26 protein-coding genes are annotated in these 26262 nt (G+C 71.6%); 6 read left to right on the plus strand and 20 right to left on the minus strand.

Translation table 11 applies throughout. The features are described 5' to 3' along the window. Window positions 1-45: 45 nt before the first annotated feature. From ACIQ5Y_RS04250 to ACIQ5Y_RS04305, 12 genes are all read right to left on the minus strand, one after another. Window positions 46-924 (minus strand): alpha/beta hydrolase family protein, encoded by an 879-nt coding sequence (locus ACIQ5Y_RS04250; protein WP_403874805.1) that lies wholly within the window; start codon window positions 922-924, stop codon window positions 46-48. A gap of 171 nt (window positions 925-1095) precedes the next feature. Next, window positions 1096-2319, minus strand: coding sequence for a kynureninase (gene kynU / locus ACIQ5Y_RS04255; RefSeq protein ID WP_403874807.1), 1224 nt, complete (start codon window positions 2317-2319; stop codon window positions 1096-1098). Then, entirely contained in the window at window positions 2312-3157 is an 846-nt protein-coding gene (locus ACIQ5Y_RS04260) for a tryptophan 2,3-dioxygenase family protein (protein WP_403874809.1), read from the minus strand. The genes kynU and ACIQ5Y_RS04260 overlap by 8 nt, the downstream gene beginning before the upstream one ends. A gap of 162 nt (window positions 3158-3319) precedes the next feature. Further along, window positions 3320-3733 carry a DUF3151 domain-containing protein gene (locus ACIQ5Y_RS04265; protein WP_384589816.1) on the minus strand — a complete coding sequence of 138 codons (414 nt, stop codon included), beginning with the start codon at window positions 3731-3733 and terminating at the stop codon, window positions 3320-3322. A 59-nt stretch (window positions 3734-3792) separates the two neighbouring features. Further along, window positions 3793-4629, minus strand: a complete 837-nt coding sequence (locus tag ACIQ5Y_RS04270) for a BTAD domain-containing putative transcriptional regulator (protein WP_403874811.1) — start codon at window positions 4627-4629, stop codon at window positions 3793-3795. A gap of 138 nt (window positions 4630-4767) precedes the next feature. Further along, window positions 4768-5484, minus strand: coding sequence for a ScbR family autoregulator-binding transcription factor (locus tag ACIQ5Y_RS04275; RefSeq protein ID WP_403874813.1), 717 nt, complete (start codon window positions 5482-5484; stop codon window positions 4768-4770). A gap of 175 nt (window positions 5485-5659) precedes the next feature. Further along, window positions 5660-6682: a class II fructose-bisphosphate aldolase gene (gene fbaA, locus ACIQ5Y_RS04280; RefSeq protein ID WP_385131031.1), complete on the minus strand. Its 1023-nt coding sequence runs from the start codon at window positions 6680-6682 to the stop codon at window positions 5660-5662. Window positions 6683-6987: 305 nt separating this feature from the next. Further along, entirely contained in the window at window positions 6988-7527 is a 540-nt protein-coding gene (gene pyrE, locus ACIQ5Y_RS04285) for an orotate phosphoribosyltransferase (protein WP_385395493.1), read from the minus strand. Between the two features lie 21 nt (window positions 7528-7548). Then, a complete protein-coding gene (locus ACIQ5Y_RS04290) occupies window positions 7549-8337 on the minus strand; it encodes an aldose 1-epimerase (protein WP_403874816.1) in 789 nt (262 codons plus the stop codon). A gap of 37 nt (window positions 8338-8374) precedes the next feature. Continuing rightward, window positions 8375-9505, minus strand: coding sequence for an SRPBCC family protein (locus ACIQ5Y_RS04295; protein ID WP_403874818.1), 1131 nt, complete (start codon window positions 9503-9505; stop codon window positions 8375-8377). Between the two features lie 33 nt (window positions 9506-9538). Next, entirely contained in the window at window positions 9539-11182 is a 1644-nt protein-coding gene (locus ACIQ5Y_RS04300; RefSeq protein ID WP_403874820.1) for a polyamine aminopropyltransferase, read from the minus strand. 119 nt (window positions 11183-11301) lie between these two features. After that, window positions 11302-11850 carry a DUF2617 family protein gene (locus tag ACIQ5Y_RS04305; protein WP_403874822.1) on the minus strand — a complete coding sequence of 183 codons (549 nt, stop codon included), beginning with the start codon at window positions 11848-11850 and terminating at the stop codon, window positions 11302-11304. A gap of 271 nt (window positions 11851-12121) precedes the next feature. Between ACIQ5Y_RS04305 and ACIQ5Y_RS04310 the strand changes: the two genes are divergently transcribed. The 3 genes from ACIQ5Y_RS04310 (at window position 12122) to ACIQ5Y_RS04320 (ending at window position 15053) form a co-directional block, all read left to right on the plus strand. Further along, on the plus strand, window positions 12122-12349 hold the full coding sequence (locus ACIQ5Y_RS04310) for a hypothetical protein (RefSeq protein ID WP_403874824.1): 228 nt from the start codon (window positions 12122-12124) through the stop codon (window positions 12347-12349). Between the two features lie 201 nt (window positions 12350-12550). Continuing rightward, window positions 12551-13741, plus strand: coding sequence for a pyridoxal phosphate-dependent aminotransferase (locus ACIQ5Y_RS04315; RefSeq protein ID WP_403874826.1), 1191 nt, complete (start codon window positions 12551-12553; stop codon window positions 13739-13741). Between the two features lie 118 nt (window positions 13742-13859). Next, window positions 13860-15053, plus strand: a complete 1194-nt coding sequence (locus ACIQ5Y_RS04320; protein WP_403874827.1) for a hypothetical protein — start codon at window positions 13860-13862, stop codon at window positions 15051-15053. A 4-nt stretch (window positions 15054-15057) separates the two neighbouring features. Here ACIQ5Y_RS04320 and ACIQ5Y_RS04325 read toward each other — a convergent pair whose 3' ends face one another. Both ACIQ5Y_RS04325 and clpB read right to left on the minus strand, forming a co-directional pair. Next, a complete protein-coding gene (locus ACIQ5Y_RS04325) occupies window positions 15058-15597 on the minus strand; it encodes a YbjN domain-containing protein (RefSeq protein WP_385131055.1) in 540 nt (179 codons plus the stop codon). Between the two features lie 155 nt (window positions 15598-15752). Then, a complete protein-coding gene (gene clpB / locus ACIQ5Y_RS04330; RefSeq protein WP_403874829.1) occupies window positions 15753-18353 on the minus strand; it encodes an ATP-dependent chaperone ClpB in 2601 nt (866 codons plus the stop codon). 124 nt (window positions 18354-18477) lie between these two features. Between clpB and ACIQ5Y_RS04335 the strand changes: the two genes are divergently transcribed. Next, complete coding sequence (locus ACIQ5Y_RS04335) at window positions 18478-18891, plus strand: pyridoxamine 5'-phosphate oxidase family protein (protein WP_403874831.1); 414 nt, start codon at window positions 18478-18480, stop codon at window positions 18889-18891. Between the two features lie 161 nt (window positions 18892-19052). Here the strand turns inward: ACIQ5Y_RS04335 and ACIQ5Y_RS04340 are convergent, their stop codons facing one another. Both ACIQ5Y_RS04340 and ACIQ5Y_RS04345 read right to left on the minus strand, forming a co-directional pair. Next, on the minus strand, window positions 19053-19334 hold the full coding sequence (locus tag ACIQ5Y_RS04340) for a (2Fe-2S)-binding protein (RefSeq protein WP_051734285.1): 282 nt from the start codon (window positions 19332-19334) through the stop codon (window positions 19053-19055). 29 nt (window positions 19335-19363) lie between these two features. Continuing rightward, entirely contained in the window at window positions 19364-19849 is a 486-nt protein-coding gene (locus tag ACIQ5Y_RS04345) for a hypothetical protein (protein WP_403874833.1), read from the minus strand. Window positions 19850-19975: 126 nt separating this feature from the next. On the opposite strand from ACIQ5Y_RS04345, the gene ACIQ5Y_RS04350 reads away from it, so the two are divergent. Beyond that, on the plus strand, window positions 19976-21019 hold the full coding sequence (locus ACIQ5Y_RS04350) for a helix-turn-helix transcriptional regulator (protein WP_403874834.1): 1044 nt from the start codon (window positions 19976-19978) through the stop codon (window positions 21017-21019). A 144-nt stretch (window positions 21020-21163) separates the two neighbouring features. On the opposite strand, the gene ACIQ5Y_RS04355 is transcribed toward ACIQ5Y_RS04350, so the two are convergent. The 4 genes from ACIQ5Y_RS04355 to dnaK are packed head-to-tail and all read right to left on the minus strand — an operon-like array spanning window position 21164 to window position 25358. Continuing rightward, window positions 21164-21634 (minus strand): heat shock protein transcriptional repressor HspR, encoded by a 471-nt coding sequence (locus ACIQ5Y_RS04355; RefSeq protein ID WP_376662523.1) that lies wholly within the window; start codon window positions 21632-21634, stop codon window positions 21164-21166. A gap of 2 nt (window positions 21635-21636) precedes the next feature. After that, a complete protein-coding gene (gene dnaJ, locus ACIQ5Y_RS04360) occupies window positions 21637-22824 on the minus strand; it encodes a molecular chaperone DnaJ (protein ID WP_403874836.1) in 1188 nt (395 codons plus the stop codon). 39 nt (window positions 22825-22863) lie between these two features. Beyond that, window positions 22864-23514: a nucleotide exchange factor GrpE gene (gene grpE, locus ACIQ5Y_RS04365; RefSeq protein WP_403874838.1), complete on the minus strand. Its 651-nt coding sequence runs from the start codon at window positions 23512-23514 to the stop codon at window positions 22864-22866. Continuing rightward, window positions 23514-25358, minus strand: coding sequence for a molecular chaperone DnaK (gene dnaK / locus ACIQ5Y_RS04370; RefSeq protein ID WP_403874840.1), 1845 nt, complete (start codon window positions 25356-25358; stop codon window positions 23514-23516). Before dnaK ends, grpE begins: the two co-directional genes overlap by 1 nt. A 268-nt stretch (window positions 25359-25626) precedes the next feature. On the opposite strand from dnaK, the gene ACIQ5Y_RS04375 reads away from it, so the two are divergent. Beyond that, the gene (locus ACIQ5Y_RS04375; protein WP_403874842.1) at window positions 25627-26157 is read left to right on the plus strand and encodes a sugar transferase; all 531 of its coding nucleotides are present in this window, start codon (window positions 25627-25629) and stop codon (window positions 26155-26157) included. Window positions 26158-26262: the final 105 nt, after the last annotated feature.

Consider the following 26262-nt stretch of genomic DNA (forward strand, 5'->3'; position numbering starts at 1 on the left):
GACGCCGCAGGGGCGGTGCGCGGGAGGCCGGTGCGGCCCGTGGTCCTACCAGGCCAGCTGGGAGATCTCCTCCGCCACCACCGCGCACGCGTCCGCGGCCGGGTCGATCAGCGGGAAGTGACCGATCCCGTCCAGCAGGGTCAGCCCGACCGTCTCCCCCGCCTTCGCGGCCGCCGCCACGTACGACTCCGCCACCGCCGCCGGGACGACGATGTCCTCCCGCCCCTGCACCACCGCCGTGGCGATGCCCGTCGGCAGCAGCGCCGCCGGGTCCGCGTACGGCAGGCGGGCCGTGAAGTGCGGGTCCCCGCCGAGCAGCTGGGCCGAGGCTCCGCCGCACACGCCCAGTTCCTCCGCCACCACGAAGTCCGCGATCGGGGCCAACGCCACCACGCCGCGCAGTTCCGGCGGGGAGGGCAGCCGCCACGGGGAGTCGGACGGGAGCACGTGGCGGGCGGCGGCCCACAGGGCGAGGTGGCCGCCCGCGGAGTGGCCGGTGACGACCACTCGGCGGACATCGGCCTGCGGGAGGGCCGTCGCCGTGAGGCCCGGGAGGGCGTCCATCGCGGCGGCCACGTCGTCGAAGGTCTCCGGCCAGCGGCCGGCGACCGGCCCCCCGGCGCCCTGGTGCGGCAGGGAACTCCCGCGCCGGTACTCGACATTGGCTACGGCGAAACCCTGCCTGGCCAGGAAGTCCGCGAGCGGGGTGACGTGTCGGCGGTCGTACGGGGCCCGCCACGCCCCGCCGTGCAGGAGCACCACCAGTGGGGCCGGCCCCCGTCCCGCATCACGCGGGGCGTAGAACTCGACGACATGGTCGGGGTGTTCACCGTACGAAGCCGTCGAGTCCGGCGCGACGGCCGGATGGGAGAAGGCCGAGGCGGCCTCGGCGGCGTCCCGTTCCACGGCGGCGGGGTCCGTCATCGGCTCAACCTCTCGGTAACGCGTGGGACAGCGGGGACAGATGTTCCGGTGGTCCGGCAGAGCGGGACCGTATCAGTCTGGAACACGGCGTTCCGTGCGAGGCCCGGAATGTGGAAGGGCGGGCGGAGCCGTAGCCCCGCCCGCCCCGCGCCGTGACGTTTCGCTACCGGGTCACCCGAAAATGTGACCCAGCGTGCGCGCGGCGCGCTCGGCGTCGGCGAAACCGACGTAGAGCGGAGTGAAACCGAAGCGCAGGACGTCGGGCGCCCGGAAGTCGCCGATCACTCCCCGGGAGATGAGCTCGCCCATGACCTCGCGGGCGTTCTCGGTGCGCAGCGACACCTGGCTGCCGCGCTCGGCGTGGCCGGTCGGGGTGACCGTTTCCACCTTGCCCCGCGGAACGTACGCCGCCACGCATTCGAGGAAGAAGTCGGTCAGCGCCAGGGACTTGGCCCGTACGGACTCCACGGAGACCCCGTCCCAGGCGTCGAGCGCCGCCTCCAGGGCCAGCATCGACAGGATGTCCGGGGTGCCGACGCGGCCGCGGCGGGCGCCGTCCGCCGGCCGGTAGTCCGGGGTCATCGCGAAGGGGTCCGCGTGCCCGTTCCAGCCGGGGAGGGGGGAGTCGAAGCCGGCCTGGTGGCGGGCGGCGATGTACAGGTACGCGGGGGCGCCGGGGCCGCCGTTGAGGTACTTGTACGTGCAGCCCACGGCCAGGTCGACGCCGTGGGCGTCGAGGCCCACGGGGAGCGCGCCGGCCGAGTGGCACAGGTCCCAGACCGTGATCGCCCCGGCCGCGCGGGCGGCGGCGGTGAGGGCGGGCAGGTCGTGGAGGCGGCCGGAGCGGTAGTCGACGTGGTTGAGGAGGACGACGGCGGTGTCGCCGTCGATCGCCCCGGCCGCGCGGCCCGGTTCCACGGGGACGACCGTGAGCCCGGTCATCCGGGCCGCGGACTCGGCGATGTAGCCGTCCGTGGGGAAGGTGGTGGCGTCCACCAGCAGCTTCGTCCGCCCCGGGAGGGCGAGGCGGGCGGCTCCGACGAGGGCCTTGAAGAGGTTGACGCTGGTCGAGTCGCCGACGACGACCTGGCCGGGGGCCGCGCCGACGAGGGGGGCGATCCTGTCGCCGATCCGCTCGGGGGCGGTCCACCACTCGCTCTCGTCCCAAGATCGGATGAGGAGTTCGCCCCACTCGCGGGAGGCGACGTCGGCGAGCCGGCCGGTGACCCCTGCGGGGAGCGCGCCGAGGCTGTTGCCGTCGAGGTAGACGACGCCGTCGGGCAGGACGAAGCGCTCCTTGAGCTTGCCGAGCTCGTCGGCGGCGTCCAGAGCGGCGGCCCGGGCCACAAGGTCCTGTGCGGCGGGGGCGGCGGGTATCAGGGTCTCGTCAGACATGGCTGCGGGCCGTCCAGAGCTCGGGGAAGACGTTCTTCGTCGCCCGCTTCTCCAGCCAGGTGACGCCGGCGGAGCCACCCGTGCCCGTCTTCGCGCCCATCGCGCGGCGGGTCGCCACCAGGTGGTCGTTGCGCCAGCGCCAGACCAGTTCGGCCACGTCGGTGAGGACCTCGCCGAGGCGGTGCAGGTCCGGGTGCTCCTCCGGGGCGGCGTACAGGCCCGTCCAGACGGCTTCGACCTCGGGAGAGGCCTCGTAGCGCAGGGAGAGGTCGCGGTTCAGGACCTCCGCCGGGACCGGGAACCCGCGGCGGGCCAGCAGGCGCAGCACCTCGTCGTACAGGCTCGGTTCCTGGAGGGCCTTCTCCAGCTCCGCGTGGACGCGCGGGGCGCCGCGGTGCGGGACGAGCATCGAGGAGGACTTCTCGCCGAGCAGGAACTCCATGCGCCGGTACATCGCCGACTGGAAACCGGAACCCTCGCCGAGGGCGGCCCGGTAGGCGTTGAACTGGCCCGGGGTGAGCTGGGCGAGCGGCCGCCAGGAGCTGTTGAGGGCCTCCAGCTCGCGGAGGGATCGTTTCAGCGCGTCCATCGCGACGGGGATCCGGTCCTCGCCGAGCGCGCGGGCGGCCGTCTCCCATTCGTGGACGATGACCGTGAACCACAGCTCCATGACCTGGGTCGTGACCAGGAAGACCATCTCGCCCGGATCGTCCGAACGGGGGTGCTGGAGGTGGGTGAGGACGTCCGCCTGGACGTAGTCCTCGTACGGGGTCGTGCCGGCGAAGTCGAGGTTCGGGGTGTCCGAACCGGCTCCGGAGGCATCAAGGGTGTTCGACATCGCTGTCTCCTCGACACGTGCTTCCGGGTAGCGGTCCGCTCCTTCCGTGAGGCAAGTGGAGCCCCGGTCCCCTGCCCGCATCGTAGGACACGGTCGGGGCGGGGCTCCAGCGGAGAGTGACACAGGTCACATCGGGCCCTGTGTCACACCCTTCGTGCGGACTCAGGCGGTCAGGACGTCGGCCGCCGTCGCGGAGGAGTCCCGCAGGAAGGTCGAGCAGCGCTCGTACTCCTCCTTCTCGCCGATCGCCTCGGCCGCGCGGGACAGCGCGTACAGGGCGCGCAGGAAGCCCCGGTTCGGCTCGTGCTCCCACGGCACCGGGCCGTGGCCCTTCCAGCCGGCCCGGCGCAGGGCGTCGAGGCCTCGGTGGTAGCCCGTACGGGCGTACGCGTACGACTCGACGGTGCGGCCGGCCTCGAAGGCCTCGTCGGCGAGGACCGCCCAGGCGAGGGAGGAGGTGGGGTGCGCGGCGGCCACCTCGACGGCGGGGGTGCCGGCGGCGATGGCCTCACGGCCCGGCTCGTCGGGGAGGTGGGTGGGGGCGGGGCCCCCGAGCAGGTTCTGGTGAATCGACATGCCCCCAGTCTGCCGGGCCCACCGCCCCGACGGCATCCGCCCCACCCGCTCGCGCGGGGTCAGCGCGTGTGCGTCCGCCGCATCCGGCAGGCGGCGAGGCGGATGCCGCCGTGGTCGGAGGCGGTGGCCGGTGCGACCGTACGGATGGACGCGCGGGCGGTCCGCATCCGGTTCCACCCGAGGTCGCCCGCGACGACGGGCGCGAACTGCCGGGACAGCGGCCGAAGTCCGGGCACGGACGCAGGCACGGGCGCGGACACGGGCGCGGGCGCGGACACGGGCGCGGGCCTGGACTCGCGCACGCCGTCGAACACCGGGGCCGGTGCTTCCGCCCCATCGAAGGACCGCCGCAGCCTGTCGAGCTCCAACTCGGCCTCCACCCAACCCTCCACGGCGCTCTTCCGGGTCAACTCCAGCTCCGTGATCCGCTCGGTGAGACGGGGACCGGGGGTCACCCCGTCGAAGGCCGGGCCCTTCCAGAGGCGCAGCGCGCCCCGCAGCCGGACGGCCGCCGTCGCGTACTCCCCGCGGGCCAGCGCGAGGTGTCCCGCGTCCGCCTCACGGGCGAACTCCCGTAGGTCGAGGCGGCCGCCACCGGTGTCGAGGCGGTAGCCGTCGGCCGTCCGTATGAGCGCGGTTTCCGCCGTACGGTCACCGCACGGGGCTACGGCCGCGGCCAGCCGTTCGCGCAGCCTGCGCACGACGGTCCGCAGCACCGGATGCGCCCGTTCCCGTGGCACTAACGCCCGCAGCTCCTCCGCGAGTACGTCGATCGGAACCACCTGGTCGGCGTGCGCGGCCAGGACGGCGAGGACCTGCCGCTCGGACGGTTCGGCAGGCGCGATGGGCACACCGTTCTCGAGAACGTTCAGCCTTCCGAGCACGTCAATGTCCACAATCTTCTCCCAGGCAGGCGGAGTCCGCGTCGGCACGGACTCGACTCGACTTGAAAAAACAGTATCGAGATTTTTGTTTCCGGCCATCACCGGCCCCCGGGGCGGGAGTTCCCCCGGAGGCGGGCGTGCGTACGGACGTCAGCCCGCGGAGAGCGCCTCCACGGGCGGCTCCGCGACGGACCGCGCCGCGCAGTCGCACGACAACTCCCCGTCCGGACCGTGCAGGGCCCTGGCACCGCGGCCCGGCGCGGTGTCGAGCCGGGCGGCCACGGCAGGGAACACCAGACTCTGCATCACCCCCGTGTAGAGCACCGAAACCTCGCGGTCCAGGTCCAGCGCGAGGGTCTGCGACATCACGTTGAGCCCCGCGAAGGCGCCGACCACCAGCCGTGCGGGCTGCGCCGGATCCACGTGCGGGAGCAACTCACCGCAGGCCTTGGCCTCCGCCATCAAGGCGGTGTGCAGGTCGATCCACTTCTGGTAGGGCGCCGCCCGGTTCAGTCTTCGGCAGCTCTCCTCCAGGGTGAGCCGTACGCTTCCGCGCGTCAGCACGTCGTGCCGCAGCCGGTGCGCGAAGACCATGCCGACGTCGACGAACTCCTGCGCCTTGAACTCCTGCGGGGTGAAGGGCGGGTGGATGCTCCCCTGGGCCTCGATCACCGCCTGCGCGATGTCTTCCTTCGAGGCGAAGTGGAAGTAGAGCGCGCCCTTGGTGACCTTGGCCAGCCGGGCTATGTCCGACAGCGTGGCGCCGTCGTAGCCCCGGTCCTCGAACACCACTGCGGCGGCATCCACGATCGCCCGGCGCGTACGCAGCGCACGGTCCTGCTTCACCTGCGGTCGATCAGTCCTCATCACGAACATACCCCCGTACGTTTTTGCGGACAGTCCACCCCATCCCGACGCCGCAGTCCACATGCGTCTCACCTCTGCACGGACCCCGTCTCCCTCCTCACGGGAAACACGAAGGGCCCGGCCGCCGTCGTGGGACGGGGGCCGGGCCCTTCGGAGTACTCGTACCCGAGCAGTACTACTTCAGCCGGGTTCCGGTGGAGCGCAGGTTCGCGCAGGCCTCGGCGACGCGCGCGGCCATGCCCGCCTCGGCGGCCTTGCCCCAGGTGCGCGGGTCGTACTTGGACTTCGTGCCGACCTCGCCGTCGACCTTCAGGACGCCGGCGTAGTTGCTGAACATGTGGTCCACGACCGGGCGGGTGAAGGCGTACTGGGTGTCGGTGTCCAGGTTCATCTTCACGACGCCGTTCTCCAGCGCGGTGGCGATCTCCTCGGCCGTGGAGCCCGAACCGCCGTGGAAGACGAAGTCGAACGGCGAGGCCTTGCCGAACTTCTCCGCGACACCGGCCTGGAGGTCCTTCAGGAGCTCGGGGCGCAGGACGACGTTGCCCGGCTTGTAGACGCCGTGCACGTTGCCGAAGGAGGCGGCCAGCAGGTAGCGGCCCTTCTCGCCCAGGCCGAGGGCCTCGGCGGTGCGGATCGCGTCCTCGACGGTGGTGTACAGCTCGTCGTTGATCTCGTGGCTGACGCCGTCCTCCTCGCCGCCGGTCGGGGTGATCTCGACCTCAAGGATGATCTTCGCGGCCGCGGCCTTGGCGAGCAGCTCCTGGCCGATGGCCAGGTTGTCGGCCAGGGTCTCGGCGGAGCCGTCCCACATGTGCGACTGGAAGAGCGGGTTCTGGCCCTTGGCGACGCGCTCGGCGGAGATGTCGAGCAGCGGGCGGACGTAGCCGTCCAGCTTGTCCTTGGGGCAGTGGTCCGTGTGCAGGGCGACCGTGATGTCGTACTTGGCGGCCACGATGTGGGCGAACTCGGCCAGGGCCACGGCGCCGGTGACCATGTCCTTGTTGTGCTGGCCACCCAGGAACTCCGCACCACCGGTGGAGATCTGGATGATGCCGTCGCTCTCGGCCTCCGCGAAGCCGCGCAGGGCAGCGTGCAGGGTCTGGGAGGAGGTCACGTTGATGGCCGGGTAGGCGAACTTGCCTGCCTTCGCCCGGTCGAGCATCTCGTTGTAGACCTCGGGGGTTGCGATGGGCATCTGTCCGCTCCTTGGATGTGCGGGGAGTGTGCTTATTACGGCCCTGACCTGGGGGCGACGTCATCGTCGCGCCTATCTTTCCAGACTCGGCGCGACCGTCCAGCCCACCTGCGTTCCGGTACGGGCACGGCCGGCCGGGACGTTTCACGTGAAACATCTCGGCCGGCCGGGAAAGACCAGGTCAGGACCTTGATCAGGACATCTCGGGACCTTGGTCGCAAGTAGTCCCGGAGCACCGGACGCCCGGTACCTGCACGCTGACGATCACCGCACGGGGAGAGGCCCGGGAGGGACCCGGGAGAGACCTAGGAAAGACCGAGGTCCTCGAGGCGGTAGCCGGTGAGGTACTGCAGGCCCGCTTCGGCGATGGCGTCGGCCGCGCCCCGGTCGACGATCGTGGCGACCGCGACGACCTCGCCGCCGGCCTCGCGGACGGCCTCGACGGCGGTCAGCGGGGAGCCGCCCGTGGTCGAGGTGTCCTCGACGACCAGGCAGCGCTTGCCCTTGACGTCGGTGCCCTCGATACGGCGCTGCATGCCGTGGGCCTTCTGCGCCTTGCGCACGACGAAGGCGTCCAGGCGCTGACCGCGCGCGGCGGAGGCGTGCAGCATCGAGGTCGCGACCGGGTCGGCACCCAGGGTCAGACCGCCGACGCAGTCGAAGTCGAGCTCCGCGGTCAGGTCGAGCATGACCTGACCGACCATCGGGGCCGCCTCGCCGTCGAGGGTGACCCGGCGGAGGTCGATGTAGTAGTCGGCCTCGCGGCCGGAGGAGAGGATCACCTTGCCGTGCACGACGGCCTTGTCCTTGATCTGCTGCAGAAGCGCATCGCGTACGTCAGTCATGGTCCCGAGCTTAATTGCGAGCTAGGAGAGCCGCCGCCAGGTCCACGTCGTGGAGATCTCCAGGGGATCCACCGGGGTGACCAGGCGCGGCAGCGTGTTCAGGCCGTTCGGCGGGCCGGACTGGGGCTCCACGCAGACGGCCTCGGGCTGCTCGTCGTAGACGACCACCCATTCGGCCCGGCTGGTGACCCGCAGTTCCAGTGCCCCGGGCCAGGTGAGGGTGACGTCGACCCCGTCCGGCATGCCGAAGCAGTCGTCCCAGGGGCCGGGCCGGGGCTCGATGCGGTGTCCGTTGGGGAGGTGGTCGGCGCCGCGCTCCTCCTGCCAGGCGGCCTCGAAGTAGACCTCCACGTCCCCGCCGCCGGGCGTGAGCTCGCGGAGGAACCAGGGGTGCCAGCCGGCCTGGGCCGGGAAGGAGTCCTCGTAGGTCTCGACGCCCATGGTGAGGGTCAGCGAGTCCTCGGCGAGCTCGACGATCTGGGTGACCTTGCCCGGGTAGGGCCACGGGTCGGCGAGGTCGTAGGTGAACACCGCGTCGGTGGCGGTGGCCCGGGCCCGGCGCCAGGGCGCGTCACGACCGAAGCCGTGGAGGGCGTGCGGGGGGTGGTTGACCGGCATCTGGTGGAGGGTGGCACCGTCGCGGAACCGACCGTTCTCGATCCGGCCGCACCACGGGACCATCGGGAAGGCCCCGTAGTGCGAGCCCTGGCGCAGCAGCTCGGTCCCGTCGATGCGCAGGCTGCTGATCCGGCAGCCGTTCTCCTGGTCGACGGTCAGCTCGGCGCCGCCGGCCTTCAGTTGCGTAGTCATGCGACCGAGATTAGGGGGTGTCCGGGGATGTCCCCCCTCAGCGACGGCGGCGCAGCGCCCGCCCGATGACCACGGCCGAGGCCAGGGCGAGGGCGGCGGCCGGTGCGATCCAGCGCAGGCCCGCCCCGGCGGTGGTGGCGGCCGGTGCGGGGACCGGGGCGTACCGGCCGCGCGGCGGCGCGTGGTCGACCTCCTCGGCGCTGCGGCCGATCATCGTCCGACGGGCGTGCGCGGCTTCGGCCGGGGGGCGGGGCGCGCCGTCGAGCTCGTCGAACTCCCCGGCGAGGAAGGGGTCGAGCGAGGACGGCACCACCGGTTCGACCGCGTCGGCCGAACCGGCTGCGCCGGGCTCGGCGGGTTCGGCGGGTTCGGCGGGTTCGGCGGGTTCGGCTGCCGCATCGGCTGCCGCATCGGCTGCGCCGGGCTCGGGGCGGTCGGCCGCGCGGGGTGCGGCCCGGTCGGCGGCGTCGGCTGCGCCGGGTGCGGCCCGGTCCGCCGCGCCGGGCAGGTCGTCCTCGTCGGGTGTGCCGGGCTCGGCCGTGCGGGCGGCGCCGGGCGCCGTGGGCTCGGCGAAGTCCGCTTCGGCTTCCTCGGCTTCGGCAACGGGGTCCGAGACGCCGGCGTCGTCCAGGTCCGCCGTGACGCCGCCGAGCGGCCCGGCACCGGGGCCGTCCGAGGCACCGGTGGTGGAGCGGCCGGGTTCCGCGGGTTCCGGGGCCGGGGAAGCCGGGCCCGGCGCAGCCGCAGTGGCGGCCAGGCGGGTGGTCGACCGGTCCAGGAGACGGCGTACGGCCGCGGCCGCGGATTCCGGGGTGAAGGCCGCGGCGCGGCCGTCGGCGGCGGCTTCGGCGGTGAAGTCCAGCCGGGTCCCGTCGCCCTGCGGGGTCAGCGTCACGTCGAGGGTGAGCTTGACCGTGCCGCTGCCGCGGACCTCGGTGCCCTCGCCTTCGAGGACGAAGTGGTCCGGGTCCCGCTCGGTCAGGGACAGCGCCCCCCGGTAGGTCACGGTGTGCCCGTCGACCCGGATCTTGAGGCGGCCCGCCAGCGGCCCGGTCGCGGTGTCGGCGTCCTGCTGGAGCCCCGGTACGCACCGGGCCACCCGGGCCGGGTCGCGCAGCACGGCGCGGAGATCGTCTGCGGGTACCGGAACGAACGCCTGATGCTCCATGCGGTCGAGCCTACCGACGACACCCGCTCACGGTCACGAATACCGCGGATGCGGCAGGGTCGACGGCGGCAGTCCCGGCACCCTGGTCCGTTCCGCGTCCCGCGCGGAGTCCTGCAGGGACCCCGTCGACAGCGAGCGCAGCCCCGGCGTGTCGCGGTCCACTCGCAGGGCCGGAGTCGCATCGCGGGCGGCGAGTACGAACCCCCAGTCCTGCGGCGGTGTGCCGGTCACGCCGAGCGGGGTGCGGTCGGGCCCCGCGGCGAAGCCCGAGAGGCGGCCGCCGGCGCTGTACGGCGCGGTGTGCAGCCCGGCCGCGCGCAGCGTGGACTCGACGGTCCAGTACGCCCGCGGCCTGGTGGCCACCGGTCCGGCGTGCACGGCGATCCGGCCGCCGGGGCGCAGGGCCCGCGCGGCCAGCCCGTAGAACTCCTGCGAGTACAGCTTCGTGCTGGGGGTGATCCCCGGGTCGGGGAGGTCGGAGACGATGACGTCGAAGCGGTCCTCGGCGGCCGGCCCCCGCAGCCAGCGGAAGGCGTCCTGGGTGACGACGCCCAGGCGCGGGTCCTCGTAGACCCCCGCGTTGAGCGCGGAGAGCATGGGGTCGGTACGGGCCAGCCGGACCACGCCCGGGTCGAGCTCCACGACGGTGACGGAGTCGACGTCCCGGTAGCGCAGCACCTCGCGGGCGGCCAGCCCGTCGCCGCCGCCCAGGACCAGGACCCGGCGGTGCGGGCCCGCCATCGCGGGGTGCACGAGGGCCTCGTGGTAGCGGTACTCGTCGTAGCCGCTGACCCGCAGCCGCCCGTCGAGGTAGAGGTCGAGGGAGCGCGGGGAGCCGGTCGCGGGCCCGGTGAGGACCAGTTCCTGCACGCCGGTCTGGACGGCGACGCGGACCTCCGCGCCGTAGACGGCGCGCCGGGCGATCCGCTCGAAGTCGCCGGCGAGGACGGTCGCGGAGGCGAGGACGGCGAGGACGGCGAGGTTCGCGGTGATCAGCAGCCAGCGGCTGCGCCGGCTCAGGTCGCGGCGGAACAGCCACAGCACCAGGACGCCCCCGACCGCCGCGTTGACGGTGCCGGTGAGCATGGCGCCGGTGAGCTGCCCGAGGAGCGGGAGCAGCAGGAAGGGGAAGGCCAGCCCGCCGACGAGGGCGCCCACGTAGTCGGCGGCGAACAGGTCGGCGACGGCCCCGCCCGCGTCCTGTCTGCGGATGCGCTGGATGAGGACCATCAGCAGCGGGATCTCCGCGCCGATGAGCACCCCGATGGCGAAGGAGAAGGCCACGAGCGCCGGGCGGGACTCCCCCAGCCAGGCGAAACTCGCGTACAGCGCCATGGCCGAGAGCCCGCCGAGGAGCGCCAGCGCGGCTTCGATGACGCCGAAGCCGAGGGCCGGGCGGCGGCGGAGCCGTTTGGCCAGCAGGGAGCCGACGCCCATGGCGAAGACCATGACGGACAGCACGACCGACGCCTGGGTGACGGAGTCGCCGATGAGGTAGGAGCCGAGGGCGAGCAGCTCCAGTTCGTACACGAGCCCGCAGGCGGCGCAGACGAACACCGTGGCCAGGACGAGGAGTCGGCCGGTCCGGGGCCGTACGGGCAGGGCGGACGGGACGGCCGACGCACCCCTCGGCTCCGGGGCCGGGAGCACCCGGCGCGGGACGGAACGGTCGATCATGAAGCGAACCGTACGTCACCACCCACTCGCACCCGGTCACCCACATGGGTGCAACTGGCGCACTGATCCACCCAGTTGGCGTAGCCGCGGCGCAGGCGCCCGCTCCCCGAACAGCAGAGCTAGAGCAGCGCGGGGGATTCCGCGGGCACGGGCGCCGGGGCGCCCATGCGCACGCCGACGCGCGTACGGGTGGCCACCAGTTGGCCCTCCTGGGGGTACGCGTGCCAGGTACGCCACCGCACCTGGCCCTCCCAGCGCTGCGCGAGCATGGCGGTGAACGCGTGCGGGCTGCCCGGGAAGGTTCCCGCTAGCCCGTTCGGGTGGTCCGCCACCAGTGCGAGCAGTTCCTGCGCCCGCCCCGCGAAGGACCCGCGGGAGAGGGTCTCGACCCTCGCGGCGAACTCGTACTCCCAGTCGCCCACCCGCTTCGCCACACCGAGCGGCAGCGGCGTGCTGCTGCCGGGCATGCAGGCGACCGTCTCCGAGCAGAGCACCTCACCCTCCTCCAGGAGCACCTGATGGGAGGCCCCGAGCAGACGCAACTCCACTTTGGCATGAGCCAGTTCGAGGTTCAGTACGGCCAGGGCGGGCAGCCGGTCCCGTCCCAGGGCCCAGGCGAGATCGGCGGCACGCGTGTCGGTGTAGGAGGTCTGGAGGGTCGTGAGCATGAGTCGGCTCCGCAAACGCGCGAGGGAGATGGGCCGGAGTCCGCCAGCGGTAGGCAACGGGTGGAGGGACACCGGCACGGGTCCACAGGAAGTCCAGGTAGGTCCGAGGACTGGTCTACTCAACCGAGGGAATCATGAAAGGCACGGCACTCACAGCGTTTTTACCCAACTTGACGGGGTTTACATCCCCCCGGGGGCTCCACAGTTCAGGTGTTCAACCGACCCCCGCCGGCGCGTCGTGGTGCGGTGGCGAACGAGAGGGCGCCCGGCGGTGTCCCGACCGCCGCGCGCCCTCCTCTCCGCGGTGCCCGCTGCCCCGTGTCAGCTGGAACCGCCGCACCCCCCGCCACCGCCGCCGCACGAGGACGACGAGCCGCAGGAGGAGGACGAGCCGCAGGAGGACGAGCCGCCGCAGCCGGAGGATCCCGAGTGGTTCCCCGCCCACCAGCTGCTGTTGCTGCCACTGCTGCCGCCCGAGCCGGAGCCCGAGTACCCCTGACGGAACGAACGGACTGCGATGGTCACGACGAAAGCGACGAGCAGGAGTCCGATCACAATGAAGACGAACGTCATGTCCGCCCCCTCTCTCACGCCCCGGTCCTCCCGGGGAGCGGGATCCCCTCGTCCCGCGTGCAAGGGGGATGCCCGCAGGCCACGCGGCCCAAAGCACACTTGAGCAAGTCCAGAGGTTGCCCCCAGGATGGCGCCCATGAGCGCACCCGTGGGCAGCGACCGCCCCTTCCTGAACCGCCGCCTCGCGGCCTTCGGCACGACGATCTTCGCGGAGATGTCGGCACTGGCCGCCCGCACCGGGTCGATCAACCTGGGCCAGGGCTTCCCCGACACCGACGGCCCGGCGGCCATCGCCGAGGCGGCCTCCCGCGCGGTCCTCACGGGTCTCGGCAACCAGTACCCGCCCGGCCCCGGCGTCCCGGAGCTGCGCACCGCGATCGCCGCCCACCAGCAGCGCTTCTACGGCCTGTCCTACGACCCCGACACCGAGGTGCTGGTCACCGCGGGGGCCACCGAGGCCATCGCCGCCGCCCTCCTGGCCCTCCTGGAGCCGGGTGACGAGGTCATCGCCCTGGAGCCGTACTACGACTCGTACGCGGCCTGCATCGCCCTGGCCGGCGCGGTCCGCGTCCCCGTCACCCTGCGCCCGCACGCCGGGGCCTTCGCCCTCGACCTGGACGAACTGCGCGCCGCCGTCACCCCGCGCACCCGCCTGCTGCTGCTCAACACCCCGCACAACCCGACGGGCACCGTCCTGACCGGCGAGGAACTGGCCGCGATCGCCGCCCTCGCCGTGGAGCGCGACCTCCTCGTCGTCACGGACGAGGTGTACGAGCACCTGGTCTTCGACGGCGCCCACACCCCACTGGCCGGCCTGCCGGGCATGCGCGAGCGCACGGTCACCATCTCCTCGGCCGGGAAGACCTTCTCCTTCACCGGCTGGAAGGTCGGCTGGGTCACCGCGCCCCCGGAGCTGATCACGGCGGTCCGCTCGGCGAAGCAGTTCCTCACCTACGTCTCCTCGGGCCCCTTCCAGTACGCGATCGCCGAGGCCCTCGCCCTCCCCGACGCCTATTACGACGGCTTCCGCGCCGACCTGGCCGCCAAGCGCGACCTGCTCTCCGAGGGACTCAGGGCGGCCGGCTTCGAGGTCTTCCGCCCCCAGGGCACCTACTTCATCACCACCGACATCACCCCGCTGGGCGAGAAGGACGGCCTCGCCTTCTGCCGCGCCCTGCCCGAGCGCTGCGGGGTCGTCGCCATCCCGAACCAGGTCTTCTACGACGACACCGCCGCCGGCGCCACCCAGGTCCGCTGGGCCTTCTGCAAGCGGACCGACGTGCTCCAGGAGGCCGTTGCGCGACTGCGCGGCCTCTAGGCGCATTCGTGCGTGCTTGCGAGGTGACTGAGGCCGATGTGAAGCTGACGGTGCGAACGTGCCCGAAGCCACTCACGACGCCGTGAGCGGAACCATCACGAGCCGAAAGTCGGGACACATGGCAACGGGCAGAGCGACGGTGACCTCGTCGCCCCTGGAGATCCGCGCGCTCAAAGTCGTCCGGTCGGCCGCGCCGACGAGCCTCATCGCACTCGCACTGTTCGCCGCCGTGCGCGGGGCCGGGGTGCTGGTGCTCGCCATCGGGTCCTGGTGGGCCGGGAGGTCTCCGCTGAAGGTGCTCGGGGCCTCCTGGGACTCCGTCTGGTACCTGAAGATCGCCGCCAACGGCTACGGGCGGACCCAGATGTGGCCCAGCACCCACGGCACCGGCAGCGGGCTGATCCAGAGCGACTTCGCCTTCTTCCCGCTCTACCCGACGCTGATACGGCTCCTCGGCTCCGTGCTGCCCGGCGGGCTCGTCCCCGCCGGGATCCTCATCGCCTGGGTGTCGGCCGCCGTGGCCGCCGTCGGCGTGTACAAGATCGGCGAGCGGGTCATCGGCCCGCGCGCCGGGCTGCTGCTCGTGGGGCTCTGGGCGGCCCTCCCGCACGCCGTGGTGCTGTCCCTGGCCTATACCGAGGCCCTGCTGGCCGCGCTCGCCGCCTGGGCCCTGTACGCCCTGCTGCGGGGCCACTGGCTGTGGGCCGCCGGCCTCGCCGTGCTCGCCGGGCTGACCCGGCCCACGGGGCTGGCCGTCGCGACCGCCGTGTCCGCCATGGCGCTGCACGCGATCGTCGTACGGAGATCCCGCGCGCCCGAGGTGTGGGCGGCCGGGCTGCTGGCACCGGCGGGCTGGGCCGCGTACGTCCTGGCCGTCGGGGTGCACGTGGGCGATCCCCTCGGCGGCTACTTCGCCGTGCAGCGGCACTGGGGGTCGAGGTTCGACTTCGGCGTCGGGGCGCTGCGCTCTGCGGAGCAGGTGCTGACCGGCGGGCACGTGCCGCTCGCCACCACCGTGACGGTGGTGCTGCTGGCCGCCGCGGGGCTGCTCGCGATGCTCCTCGTACTGGACCGGACCCCGCTGCCGCTGCTCGCCTACACCGGGATACTGCTGCTCATCACCTTCGGCGGGGCCGGCTACTTCGAGTCGAAGCCGCGCTTCCTGCTGCCGGCGTTCCCGCTGCTCCTGCCGATGGCCGCCGTGATGGCGAGAGCCCGGCCGCGCACCGCGATCGTGGTGACCGCGGTGCTGGCCGGGCTCGGTTACGGCTACGGGCTGTACCTGTTGCTGGTCGCCCGCGTACCGCTGTAGCCGACTAGTTGGTGTCGTCGCCTTCGCCGTCGTCCTCGGAGGAGTCGATCTCCTTCTCGAGGCCGAGCTGCTCGACGAGCCACTTGTCGAACTCGATGGAGGCGCGGACCCAGCTGACCGTGGAGGACACGAAGTGCTCCAGGTTGACGCCGGTGCCGATCAGCATCTGCGCCTCACCGATCAGACGGACCGAGCCGTCGTCGTGCGTGTGGCTGTAGACCTTGGGCCACAGGGTGCGGCGGTTCCAGTCGTCGATCGACTCGAGAAGCTGGGGCTTCTCGTCGATCTTGTGCGGACGGTCGTAGAAGGTCCGCACCGAGAAGACCTGCTGCTCGTCCTCGCCACGGAACATGAAGTACGTGCGGAAGTCCTCCCACGGCGCCGCGAGGTCGCCCTCGTCGTCGACGACGTACTTGAGCTCCATCTGCTCCAGCAGCTGCTTGACCAGATCCTGGTCGGGGACGACGGGGCCCGCCGGTCCTGAGGCCTGCGGTTCGGGCTGCTGCCCTCCGAAATTCGGAATCGAGGCCGGGTCGATGCTCACCGTGTTCTTCCCTTCGTGCGGATACATGCATCCTCCCCCATCCGTCCCACCCCGTGTCCAGCCCCGCAGGCTCGATCCGCGCAGGGCGGACAGGACCGGGCCGCCGTAAGGGTGAAGTTGTCCGGATCACCCTGGTCACGGCGGCCCGGAGGGCGTCACAGGGCCTTGCCGACCAGCAGGTCCTCGCCCGCCACGTCCACGCGCACGGTGTCGCCGTCGCGGACCTCGCCGGCGAGGATCTCCTTCGCCAGCCGGTCCCCGATGGCCGTCTGGATCAGGCGGCGGAGCGGCCGGGCTCCGTACGCCGGGTCGTTGCCCTTCTCCGCCAGCCAGGCCAGGGCCTCGGGGGTGACGTCCAGGGTCAGGCGGCGGTCGGCCAGCCGCTTGGCGAGGCGGCCGATCTGGAGCTCGGCGATGTGGGCCAGCTCGTCCGCGCCGAGGGCGGAGAAGACCACGAGGTCGTCGAGGCGGTTGAGGAACTCCGGCTTGAAACTGGCCCTGACCACGTCCAGGACCTGCTTCTTCTTCTCGTCCACAGGTGTGGACGGGTTCATCAAGAACTGGCTGCCCAGGTTCGAGGTGAGGATCAGGATGGCGTTGCGGAAGTCCACCGTGCGGCCCTGGCCGTCCGTGAGGCGGCCGTCGTCGAGGACCTGGAGCAGGACGTCGAAGACCTCGGGGTGGGCCTTCTCCACCTCGTCCAGGAGGACGACGGAGTACGGGCGCCTGCGCACGGCCTCGGTCAGCTGGCCACCCTCCTCGTAGCCCACGTACCCGGGCGGGGCACCGACGAGGCGGGCCACGCTGTGCTTCTCGCCGTACTCCGACATGTCGATGCGGACCATGGCCCGCTCGTCGTCGAAGAGGAAGTCGGCGAGGGCCTTGGCCAGCTCGGTCTTGCCGACGCCGGTGGGGCCGAGGAAGAGGAAGGAGCCGGTCGGGCGGTCCGGGTCGGCGATGCCGGCGCGGGTGCGGCGCACGGCGTCCGACACGGCCCGCACGGCCTCGGTCTGGCCGATCAGGCGGCGGCCCAGCTCGTCCTCCATGCGGAGCAGCTTCTGGGTCTCCCCTTCGAGGAGGCGGCCGGCCGGGATGCCGGTCCAGGCGCCGACCACGTCCGCGATGTCGTCGGGGCCGACCTCGTCCTTGACCATGCTGTCCTTGGCCTTGCCGGCCTTGGAGGCCTCCTCCTCGGCCTCGGTGGCCTCCGCGAGCTCGCGCTCCAGGGCGGGGATCTCCCCGTAGAGCAGCTTGGAGGCGGAGTCGAAGTCGCCGTCGCGCTGGGCGCGCTCGGCCTGCCCGCGCAGCTCGTCCAGGCGCTCCTTGAGCTCGCCGACCCGGTTGAGGGACTGCTTCTCCTTCTCCCAGCGGGCGGTCAGGCCGCGCAGCTCCTCCTCCTTGTCGGCGAGGTCCTTGCGGATCTTGTCGAGGCGTTCGCGGGAGGCCGGGTCGGACTCGTTGTTCAGCGCCAGCTCCTCCATCCGCAGCCGGTCGACGGAGCGCTGGAGCTCGTCGATCTCCACAGGCGAGGAGTCGATCTCCATGCGCAGTCGGGACGCGGCCTCGTCGACGAGGTCGATGGCCTTGTCCGGGAGGAAGCGGGAGGTGATGTACCGGTCGGAGAGGGTCGCGGCGGCGACGAGCGCGCTGTCGTTGATGACCACCTTGTGGTGGGCCTCGTAGCGGCCCTTGAGTCCGCGCAGGATGGCGATCGTGTCCTCGACGGACGGCTCGGCGACCAGCACCTGCTGGAACCGCCGCTCCAGCGCCGGGTCCTTCTCGATGCGCTCGCGGTACTCGTCGAGGGTGGTCGCGCCGACCATGCGCAGCTCGCCGCGGGCCAGCATGGGCTTGAGCATGTTGCCCGCGTCCATGGCGGAGTCGCCTCCGGCGCCCGCGCCGACGACGGTGTGCAGCTCGTCGATGAAGGTGATGATCTGGCCTTCGCTCGACTTGATCTCGGCGAGGACCGTCTTGAGCCGCTCCTCGAACTCGCCGCGGTACTTGGCTCCGGCGACCATGGCGCCGAGGTCGAGGGAGACGAGGCGCTTGTTCTTGAGGGACTCGGGGACGTCGCCCTTGACGATGCGCTGGGCCAGGCCCTCGACGACGGCCGTCTTGCCGACGCCGGGCTCGCCGATGAGCACCGGGTTGTTCTTGGTGCGGCGCGAGAGCACCTGGACGACGCGGCGGATCTCGTGGTCGCGGCCGATGACCGGGTCGAGCTTGCCGTCGCGGGCGGCGGCCGTGAAGTCGGTGCCGAACTTCTCCAGGGCCTTGTACTGGCCCTCGGGGTCGGGGGTGGTCACCCGCCGGCCTCCTCTCGCGTTCTGGAAGGCGTCCAGCAGCTTCTTCGCGCTCGCCCCCTGGCTGGACAGGACCTCGCCGGCCGCCCCGCCCTTGGCGGCGATGGCGATGAGCAGGTGCTCGGTGGAGAGGTATTCGTCACCGAGCTTGCCCGCCTGGGCGTCGGCCTCGGCGAGGACGGCGAGCAGGTCGCGGCTGGGCTGCGGGGGCGCGACGGTGGAGCCGGTGACGCTGGGCAGGGCGGCGAGGAGGCGTTCGGCGCCGGCCCGGACGGCCGCCTGGTCGGCGTCGGTGGCGACCAGCAGGTCGATGACGTTCTCGTTGTCCTCGCCGGCGAGGAGCGCCAGCAGCAGGTGCGCGGGGGTCAGGTCGGCGTGGCCGTCCTTGACGGCCCTGCCGGTGGCCGCGTTCAGGGCGTCCCTGCTCTTGTTGGTCAGCTCGGCGTCCACTGCGTCTTCTCCTCTCCCCAAGGGGTAGTACCGAACAATAATTCTGACAGGATCAGCGTACGTAAAGTTGAGTCTATTCCACTCAAGGGAGATTCGGGGACGGCCTGCCCGTACCCTTCGGCCCATGTCCCATGACGTACTCAACCCGACGCCCGAGTACCTCGCCTACTGGCGGGAGCGCCACCTCTGCACGCTGACCACCACGCGGCCCGACGGCTCCCCGCACGTGGTCCCGGTGGGCGTGACGTACGACCCGGAGGCAGGCCTGGCCCGAGTCATCACCAACAAGCAGAGCAGGAAGGTCCGCAACGTCCTGGCGGCACAGGCGACCGAGCCGGGCGGGGCCCGGGTCGCGGTCTGCCAGATGGAGGGGCGCCGCTGGGCGACGCTGGAGGGGCGCGCGGTGATCCGTACCGACGAGGCCTCGGTCGCCGAGGCGGTGGCGCGCTACGCGCAGCGGTACGGACGCACTCCCTCGCCCAATCCCGACCGGGTGGTCCTGGAGATCACGCTGGAGCGGGCGATGGGCCGGGCCTGAACGGCACCGGCGAGACGCGCGGGCCGGAAATCGGCCCGCTCATATTGTCCCGTTCAACCACTGGACGGGGACATCACAACGGCGCCATCGTGGTCAGGTCCACGATGGCGCCGTTGTGTGGGGGTAGCACCTGAGCGATCTGCAACGACGGGGGAATCGCTTCAGGCACTGCGGGGGGTGGCGGTGGTGATATCGGGTTCGAAGAGCTGGTGGTCGCGCTGATCGAGATTGACGAAGACCATTCCGTAGCGCACCTCGCAGCGGACCGGCTGCGGCGCGCCGCGCGGCCGGCGCAGGCACCTGTAGGCACGTACGTCCTCGTCCTCCTCGCGCACGATGACGATCGGCTGTCCGAAGAGCGTGACCATCAACGAGTCGCCAGGGTGGGGGATGGCCGTGGCGAGGTCGATGAACTGCCAGCCGGAGCGGTAGGCAGAGGCCATTTCGCGGCGGAAGCCGCGGTCGTCGGGGGTCACACGAAGGCCTTGGCAGGAGCGGTGTTCCAGCCGAGGTCGGCCGGCTTGGCGTTCCAGCCGAGGTCGACCGGAGTGGCGTTCCACCCGAGGTCGGCCGGCTTGGCGTTCCAGCCGAGGTCGACGGGCGTGGCGTTCCACCCGAGATCGGCCGGAGTGGCGTTCCACCCGAGATCCGCCGGGATGACGTTCCAGCCGAGGTCGGCGGGCTTGGCGTTCCAGCCGAGGTCCGCCGGGATGACGTTCCAGCCGAGGTCCGCCGGGGTGGCGTTCCACCCGAGGTCGACCGGAGTGGCGTTCCAGCCGAGGTCGGCCGGCGTGGCGTTCCAGCCGAGATCCGCCGGCGTGGCGTTCCAGCCGAGATCGGTCTTGCCCACCGGCTCGGCGGGCGTACCGGTGGTGCCGGCCCGAACGCTTCCCGCGTCCCCGTTGAAGGCGACGACTGCCCCGTAGACCGCGACGACGGAGAAAACAACGGCAAGCACCGAGCGAAGCATTCTCTTATACATGGTCGGCTTCGTCCTCACTTGATGGAATCCTCTCCCCCGCGTGACTGACGATGGCTCATTCAGGCACGTCAGTGCCACAGGGACGATGCATCATGTTCTTACATGTTCAGGACCCTGGGGGGTGGAGATTTGCCCAAGAGCGACACAAACCCGACACATCCCCACCCGGTCACGGCCATGTGCCCCGAGGGAACCCGGCTCTACGCGGCAGCGCTGAGCACCGGCCGCGTGACCCGCGGCGAGGTGAAGAACGCCCCCTGCCTGCTCGAATTCGCCCTTCTGCGACCCGACCCGGATGACGCGAACCAACTCCGCGCGGTTCCACCGTCCGTCGCGCTCGCGCAGCGCCTCCATCCGCTCGAACGCGAGATCCGCGACCGCCGGCGCAGTGCCGTAGATCTCGCCGATGCATTCGAGCCGTTCCTGACCATCAGCGCCCAGACCCCCGCGACCACCCACGCCATCACCGTGCTGGAGGGCTTCGACCAGATCAACGCCGCCCTCGACCTGGCCACCGCGGAGTGTCACACCGAGGCGCTGACCGTCCAACCGGGCGGCGCCCGCCCCACCTTCGTCCTCACCGAGGCCCTGGAGCGGGCCGCGCCGCTGATCGACCGCGGGGTGAGCATACGGACGCTCTACCAGCACACGGTACGGCACAGCCAGGGCACGCTCGCCTACGTGGACCGGATCTCCACGGGGAAGGTGGAGATCCGCACGCTCGAAGAACTCATCGAACGCCTCATGATCTTCGACCGCACGGTGGCCTTCATCCCGGTGAGCGACGACCGGACGGTGGCGCTTGAGCTGCGACACCCCGGGCTGGTCGACTACCTCATCAGGGTCTTCGAGCAACTGTGGCGCAGGGCCGTCCCGTTGACCGAAGAGGTGACGTACACGCACGCCCCGGACGGCATCTCCGGCGTGCAGCGCACCATCGCCCAGCTCCTCGTCGAGGGGCACGTGGACGAGGCCATCGCGCGCCGCCTGGGGATGAACGTACGCACCTGCCGCGCGCACATCGCGAAGCTCGCCACCGCCCTGGGCAGCGGCAGCCGTGCCCAACTCGGCTTCCTCATCGCCCAGTCCGGCATCCTGGGCCGCCCCGGGGGGCCGTCGAGGCCCGACGGCCCCCCGGGGATCTGAATGGAACGGCCTTGCGGGAAAAGGGAGAAGGGCCCCTGAGCGGACGGTCGTCCGGTCAGGGGCCCTTCTCGTGCGCGCGTGCGCCGTGCGGTGCGCTCGGCGAACCGACCGCTCGGCGAACCGACCGCTCAGTCCATCGGCCGCTCAGTCCATCGGCCGCTTCGGCGCCGGCCGCCACACCACCAGGGCGTTGCCCGGCTGCGGGGGCTGGTACGGGACCAGGTCACGCCGGTAGGAGGCGTGCACCTGGGCCTCGCGGGCCCGGAGGGTGGCCGCCGCACCGTCGACCGCCGCGGCGAGCTCGGCCACGCGCTGCTGGAGCGCGGCGACCTGGTTCTCCAGCTCGATGATCCGCTTGATGCCCGCCAGGTTGATGCCCTCGTCCTGGGACAGCGCCTGCACCGTGCGGAGCAGTTCGATGTCCCTGGCCGAATACCGCCGGCCGCGCCCGGCCGTACGGTCCGGGGAGACCAGGCCGAGGCGGTCGTACTGACGGAGGGTCTGCGGATGCAGGCCCGAGAGCTGGGCGGCCACCGAGATCACGTAGACCGGGGTCTCGTCGGTGAGCTGGTAGCCCCCGCCCAGGCGGGAGGACTGTCGTCGGCGGCCGTCCATGGTCATGCTCCCTTCGCGGACTCGAACAGCGCGGAGCGCGGGTCCTCGGACCCGGTCGCCTCGCGGTACATCTCCAGCGCCTCACGCGCCTTGTCCGACAGCTGCGCGGGCACCGCGACCTCGATGGTGACCAGCAGGTCGCCGCGGGTGCCGTCCTTGCGGACCGCTCCCTTGCCGCGGGCCCGCATGGTGCGGCCGCCCGGGGTGCCCGGCGGCAGCTTCAGCGTCACCGAGGGGCCGTTCAGGGTGGGCACCTTGATGTCGGCCCCGAGGGCCGCCTCGGCGAAGGTCACCGGGACGGTCACCGTCAGGTTGTCGTCGCGGCGGCCGAACACCGGGTGGGAGTCGACGTGCACGACGACGTAGAGGTCACCGGCGGGACCGCCGCGCTCGCCCGGCGCGCCCTTGCCGCGCAGCCGGATCCGCTGGCCGTCGGAGACGCCCGCCGGGATCCGGACCTGCATGGTGCGCGAGGAACGGGCCCGGCCGCTGCCCTTGCAGACCTCGCACGGGTCCTCCGCGATCAGGCCGCGGCCCTTGCAGTCGGCGCAGGGGTCGGTCAGCGAGAAGCCTCCGCCACTGCCCCGGGAGACCTGGCCGGTGCCGACGCAGGTCGGGCACACGCGGGGCGTGCCGTTCTTGTCGCCGGTGCCCGCACAGGCCTTGCAGGGCGCCTGGGAGGACATCCGGAGCGGGACCGTGGCCCCGTCCACCGCCTCCGTGAAGGAGAGGGTGACCTCCGACTCGATGTCCTGGCCGCGGCGCGGCTGGGTGCGGGTGCCCGCACCCGCCGTACCGCCCCGGCCGCCGAACAGGCCGCCGAAGACGTCGCCCAGGCCGCCGCCGAAACCGCCGGCCCCGGCGCCACCCGGCTGGGTGCCGCCGAAGAGGTCGCCCAGGTCGAAGTTGAACGAGCCGCCGCCCGCGCCGGGACCGGGGCGGAAGCCGCCGTTCCCGAACAGCGCGCGGGCCTCGTCGTACTCCTTGCGCTTCTTCGGGTCGCCGAGGATGTCGTTCGCTTCGGAGATCTCCTTGAAGCGCTCCTCGGCCGAGGAGTCGCCCTTGTTGGCGTCCGGGTGGAACTCGCGGGCGAGCTTCCGGTACGCCTTCTTGATCTCGGCCTCGGTGGCGTCCTTCGGGACACCGAGGACCTTGTAGTAGTCCTTCTCGACGAAGTCCTTCGTGTTCATCCCCGGTGTCCCTCCTCCCGTGCCACTACTGGTTCAAGCTCAGCCGTTGTCGGCTGCATCCGCGTCCTTGTCGGACGACGCGTCGCCTTCCGACGACTCGGACTTGGGGGCCGCACCCGGCTGGGGCTCGGCCACCGCGACCCGTGCGGGACGGATCGTACGCTCGCCGATCCGGTACCCAGGCTGCAGGATCGCCACGCAGGTCGTCTCGGTGACGTCCGGCGCGTACGAGTGCATCAGGGCCTCGTGGACCGTCGGGTCGAAGGGCTCGCCCTCCTTGCCGAACTGCTGCAGACCCATCTTGGCGGCGACCGTCTCCAGCGATTCGGCCACCGACTTGAAGCCGCCGACCAGCTCGCCATGTTCCCGCGCCCGGCCGATGTCGTCCAGGGTCGGGAGCAGCTCCGTCAGGAGGGACGCGACCGCGATCTCCTTGACGGTGATCCGGTCCCGCTCCACCCGGCGGCGGTAGTTCTGGTACTCCGCCTGGAGCCGCTGGAGGTCCGTGGTGCGCTCGCTGAGCGCGGTACGGGCCTGGTCCAGCTGCGCCAGCAGGGCTACGTCCTGAGCGCTCTCGTCCCCGGCCGGGGCCGCTTCGTCCTTCGCGGACTCGGCGGCCTTCGGCTCTTCGGGCTTGCCGTCGGCGGGGACTTCGGGCTTCTCCTCGAAGCCCGGGGTCTCCTCCGACATCAGGCAGCGCCGCCCTTCGGCTTCTCGTCGTCGACGATCTCGGCGTCGACGACGTCGTCATCGGCGGCCTTGTCCTGGGCACCCTCGGCGCCGGCGGCACCCTGGGCGGCCTGCGCGTCGGCGTAGATCGCCTGGCCCAGCTTCTGGCTGACCGCGGCGAGCTTCTCGGTCGCGGTGCGGATCTCGGCGGTGTCCTCGCCCTTGAGCTTGTCCTTCAGCTCGGTGACGGCGGCCTCGACCTCGGCCTTGACCTCGGCCGGGACCTTGTCCTCGTTGTCCTTGACGAACTTCTCCGTCTGGTAGACGAGCTGCTCGCCCTGGTTGCGGGACTCGGCCGCCTCCTTGCGACGCAGGTCCTCGTCCGCGTACTGCTCCGCCTCCTGGCGCATGCGGTCGACCTCGTCCTTGCCGAGCGAGGAGCCGCCGGTGACGGTCATCTTCTGCTCCTTGCCCGTGCCAAGGTCCTTGGCCGTGACGTGCATGATGCCGTTCGCGTCGATGTCGAAGGAGACCTCGATCTGCGGGACGCCACGCGGGGCCGGCGGCAGGCCGGTCAGCTCGAACATGCCGAGCTTCTTGTTGTACGCCGCGATCTCGCGCTCGCCCTGGTAGACCTGGATCTGCACGGACGGCTGGTTGTCCTCGGCCGTCGTGAAGATCTCGGACCGCTTGGTCGGGATCGTGGTGTTGCGCTCGATGAGCTTGGTCATGATGCCGCCCTTGGTCTCGATGCCGAGGGACAGCGGGGTCACGTCGAGGAGCAGGACGTCCTTGACCTCACCCTTGAGGACACCGGCCTGGAGGGTGGCGCCGATGGCGACGACCTCGTCCGGGTTGACGCCCTTGTTGGCGTCCTGACCGCCGGTGAGCTCCTTGACGAGCTCGGCGACGGCCGGCATGCGGGTGGAGCCGCCGACCAGGACCACGTGGTCGATCTCGGACAGGTTGATGCCCGCGTCCTTGATGACGTTGTGGAACGGGGTCTTGCAGCGGTCGAGCAGGTCCGCGGTCAGCTGCTGGAACTGGGAGCGCGTGAGCTTCTCGTCCAGGTGCAGCGGGCCCTCGGCGGAGGCCGTGATGTACGGCAGGTTGATGGTCGTCTCGGTGGAGGACGACAGCTCGATCTTCGCCTTCTCGGCGGCCTCGCGCAGACGCTGGAGCGCCATCTTGTCCTTGGACAGGTCGACGCCGTGGCCGTTCTGGAACTGCTTCACCAGGTAGTCGACGACGCGCTGGTCCCAGTCGTCGCCACCGAGGTGGTTGTCACCGTTGGTGGCCTTGACCTCGACGACACCGTCGCCGATCTCCAGGAGCGACACGTCGAAGGTGCCGCCACCGAGGTCGAAGACGAGGATGGTCTGGTCGTCCTTGTCGAGACCGTAGGCCAGGGCGGCGGCCGTCGGCTCGTTGACGATGCGCAGGACGTTCAGGCCCGCGATCTCGCCGGCCTCCTTCGTCGCCTGACGCTCGGAGTCGTTGAAGTAGGCCGGGACGGTGATGACCGCGTCCGTGACCTTCTCACCCAGGTAGGCCTCGGCGTCGCGCTTCAGCTTCTGCAGGATGAAGGCGCTCATCTGCTGCGGGTTGAAGTCCTTGCCATCCAGGTTGATCTTCCAGTCAGTGCCCATGTGGCGCTTGACGGAGCGGATGGTCCGGTCCACGTTCGTGACCGCCTGGCGCTTGGCCACCTCGCCGACGAGGACCTCGCCGTTCTTGGCGAAGGCGACGACGGACGGCGTGGTCCTGGCGCCCTCGGCGTTGGTGATGACGGTGGGCTCGCCGCCTTCCAGAACGCTGACGACGGAGTTAGTGGTGCCCAGGTCGATGCCGACCGCACGTGCCATTTTGATTCCTCCAGCTGACTTGAGTGGAACAGACTCAACCATGACGTATCGCGGCGCGCACGTCAACAGAGCTGAGTCGAGTCGACTCAACCTTTAGGTCACCCTTACGCGCAATCCCGGATGCGATTCCGGCCCCGCCGGGCGGAACTCCAGCCCCTCCGGCATCTGAGGAGCGGGGTCCGGGGCGGAGCCCCGGCGGCGCCGCCGAACGGGTCACCCGGCCGCGCGGCACCCCCGCACCGCCGGAGGCGTACGGCACGGTGCTGGCATGGCAACGTCCCTCATCGCCCGGTCGGAATCACGGCCGGCCAGGCCCTCGGCGAAGCGGGTGTTCGACCTGCTCGGGGCGGCCGCCCTGCTGGCGCTGTGCGCCGTACCGCTCGCACTGGCCGCCGGGCTGCTCTGCCTGACCCAGGGCGGGCGGGTCTTCGTACGGGAGCCGGTGGCGGGCCTGTCCGGGCGGCCGTTCCGGACCTGGAGGTTCCGTACCGCCCCGGCGGGCCGCGCCGGGGCCGCCGTGGAACGCTGCGCGCTCGACGCGCTGCCCCAGCTGCTCAACGTGCTCCGCGGGGAGATGTCCCTCGTCGGCCCGCGCCCGGAATCCCGTACCGACCGGGCCGACAGACTGCTCGTACGCCCCGGAATGACCGGGTTGTGGCAGGTCAGCGCGCGCTCCGACCTGCCCTGGGAGGAGATGGCCCTGCTCGACCGGCATTATGTGGAGAACCACTGGCTCGGGATGGACCTGGCGATCCTCGCGCAGACCCCGCGGGCGGCCTTGCGGCAAAGGCTCGCCTGAGCGACACAGATCACCGCACGCTCGGCTACATTGCGGCGTCGGGAATGGGTAACCTCAAGCCTTGACTTCATAAGTTACCGCTTAGTAAGTGCTGCCCGAGGAGCC

Origin of the sequence: Streptomyces sp. NPDC096339 (assembly GCF_044762985.1) — a bacterium.
In the GTDB taxonomy this organism is placed as follows: Bacteria; Actinomycetota; Actinomycetes; order Streptomycetales; family Streptomycetaceae; genus Streptomyces.

What these genes read in the sequence shown, in the direction of transcription:
- ACIQ5Y_RS04250 (WP_403874805.1), bottom strand. Translation starts at nt 924, where the DNA reads ATGACGGACCCCGCCGCCGTGGAACGGGACGCCGCCGAGGCCGCCTCG.
- kynU (WP_403874807.1), bottom strand. Translation starts at nt 2,319, where the DNA reads ATGTCTGACGAGACCCTGATACCCGCCGCCCCCGCCGCACAGGACCTT.
- ACIQ5Y_RS04260 (WP_403874809.1), bottom strand. Translation starts at nt 3,157, where the DNA reads ATGTCGAACACCCTTGATGCCTCCGGAGCCGGTTCGGACACCCCGAAC.
- ACIQ5Y_RS04265 (WP_384589816.1), bottom strand. Translation starts at nt 3,733, where the DNA reads ATGTCGATTCACCAGAACCTGCTCGGGGGCCCCGCCCCCACCCACCTC.
- ACIQ5Y_RS04275 (WP_403874813.1), bottom strand. Translation starts at nt 5,484, where the DNA reads ATGAGGACTGATCGACCGCAGGTGAAGCAGGACCGTGCGCTGCGTACG.
- fbaA (WP_385131031.1), bottom strand. Translation starts at nt 6,682, where the DNA reads ATGCCCATCGCAACCCCCGAGGTCTACAACGAGATGCTCGACCGGGCG.
- pyrE (WP_385395493.1), bottom strand. Translation starts at nt 7,527, where the DNA reads ATGACTGACGTACGCGATGCGCTTCTGCAGCAGATCAAGGACAAGGCC.
- ACIQ5Y_RS04290 (WP_403874816.1), bottom strand. Translation starts at nt 8,337, where the DNA reads ATGACTACGCAACTGAAGGCCGGCGGCGCCGAGCTGACCGTCGACCAG.
- ACIQ5Y_RS04295 (WP_403874818.1), bottom strand. Translation starts at nt 9,505, where the DNA reads ATGGAGCATCAGGCGTTCGTTCCGGTACCCGCAGACGATCTCCGCGCC.
- ACIQ5Y_RS04300 (WP_403874820.1), bottom strand. Translation starts at nt 11,182, where the DNA reads ATGATCGACCGTTCCGTCCCGCGCCGGGTGCTCCCGGCCCCGGAGCCG.
- ACIQ5Y_RS04305 (WP_403874822.1), bottom strand. Translation starts at nt 11,850, where the DNA reads ATGCTCACGACCCTCCAGACCTCCTACACCGACACGCGTGCCGCCGAT.
- ACIQ5Y_RS04315 (WP_403874826.1), top strand. Translation starts at nt 12,551, where the DNA reads ATGGCGCCCATGAGCGCACCCGTGGGCAGCGACCGCCCCTTCCTGAAC.
- ACIQ5Y_RS04320 (WP_403874827.1), top strand. Translation starts at nt 13,860, where the DNA reads ATGGCAACGGGCAGAGCGACGGTGACCTCGTCGCCCCTGGAGATCCGC.
- ACIQ5Y_RS04335 (WP_403874831.1), top strand. Translation starts at nt 18,478, where the DNA reads ATGTCCCATGACGTACTCAACCCGACGCCCGAGTACCTCGCCTACTGG.
- ACIQ5Y_RS04340 (WP_051734285.1), bottom strand. Translation starts at nt 19,334, where the DNA reads ATGGCCTCTGCCTACCGCTCCGGCTGGCAGTTCATCGACCTCGCCACG.
- ACIQ5Y_RS04350 (WP_403874834.1), top strand. Translation starts at nt 19,976, where the DNA reads ATGTTCAGGACCCTGGGGGGTGGAGATTTGCCCAAGAGCGACACAAAC.
- ACIQ5Y_RS04355 (WP_376662523.1), bottom strand. Translation starts at nt 21,634, where the DNA reads ATGGACGGCCGCCGACGACAGTCCTCCCGCCTGGGCGGGGGCTACCAG.
- dnaJ (WP_403874836.1), bottom strand. Translation starts at nt 22,824, where the DNA reads ATGAACACGAAGGACTTCGTCGAGAAGGACTACTACAAGGTCCTCGGT.
- grpE (WP_403874838.1), bottom strand. Translation starts at nt 23,514, where the DNA reads ATGTCGGAGGAGACCCCGGGCTTCGAGGAGAAGCCCGAAGTCCCCGCC.
- dnaK (WP_403874840.1), bottom strand. Translation starts at nt 25,358, where the DNA reads ATGGCACGTGCGGTCGGCATCGACCTGGGCACCACTAACTCCGTCGTC.
- ACIQ5Y_RS04375 (WP_403874842.1), top strand. Translation starts at nt 25,627, where the DNA reads ATGGCAACGTCCCTCATCGCCCGGTCGGAATCACGGCCGGCCAGGCCC.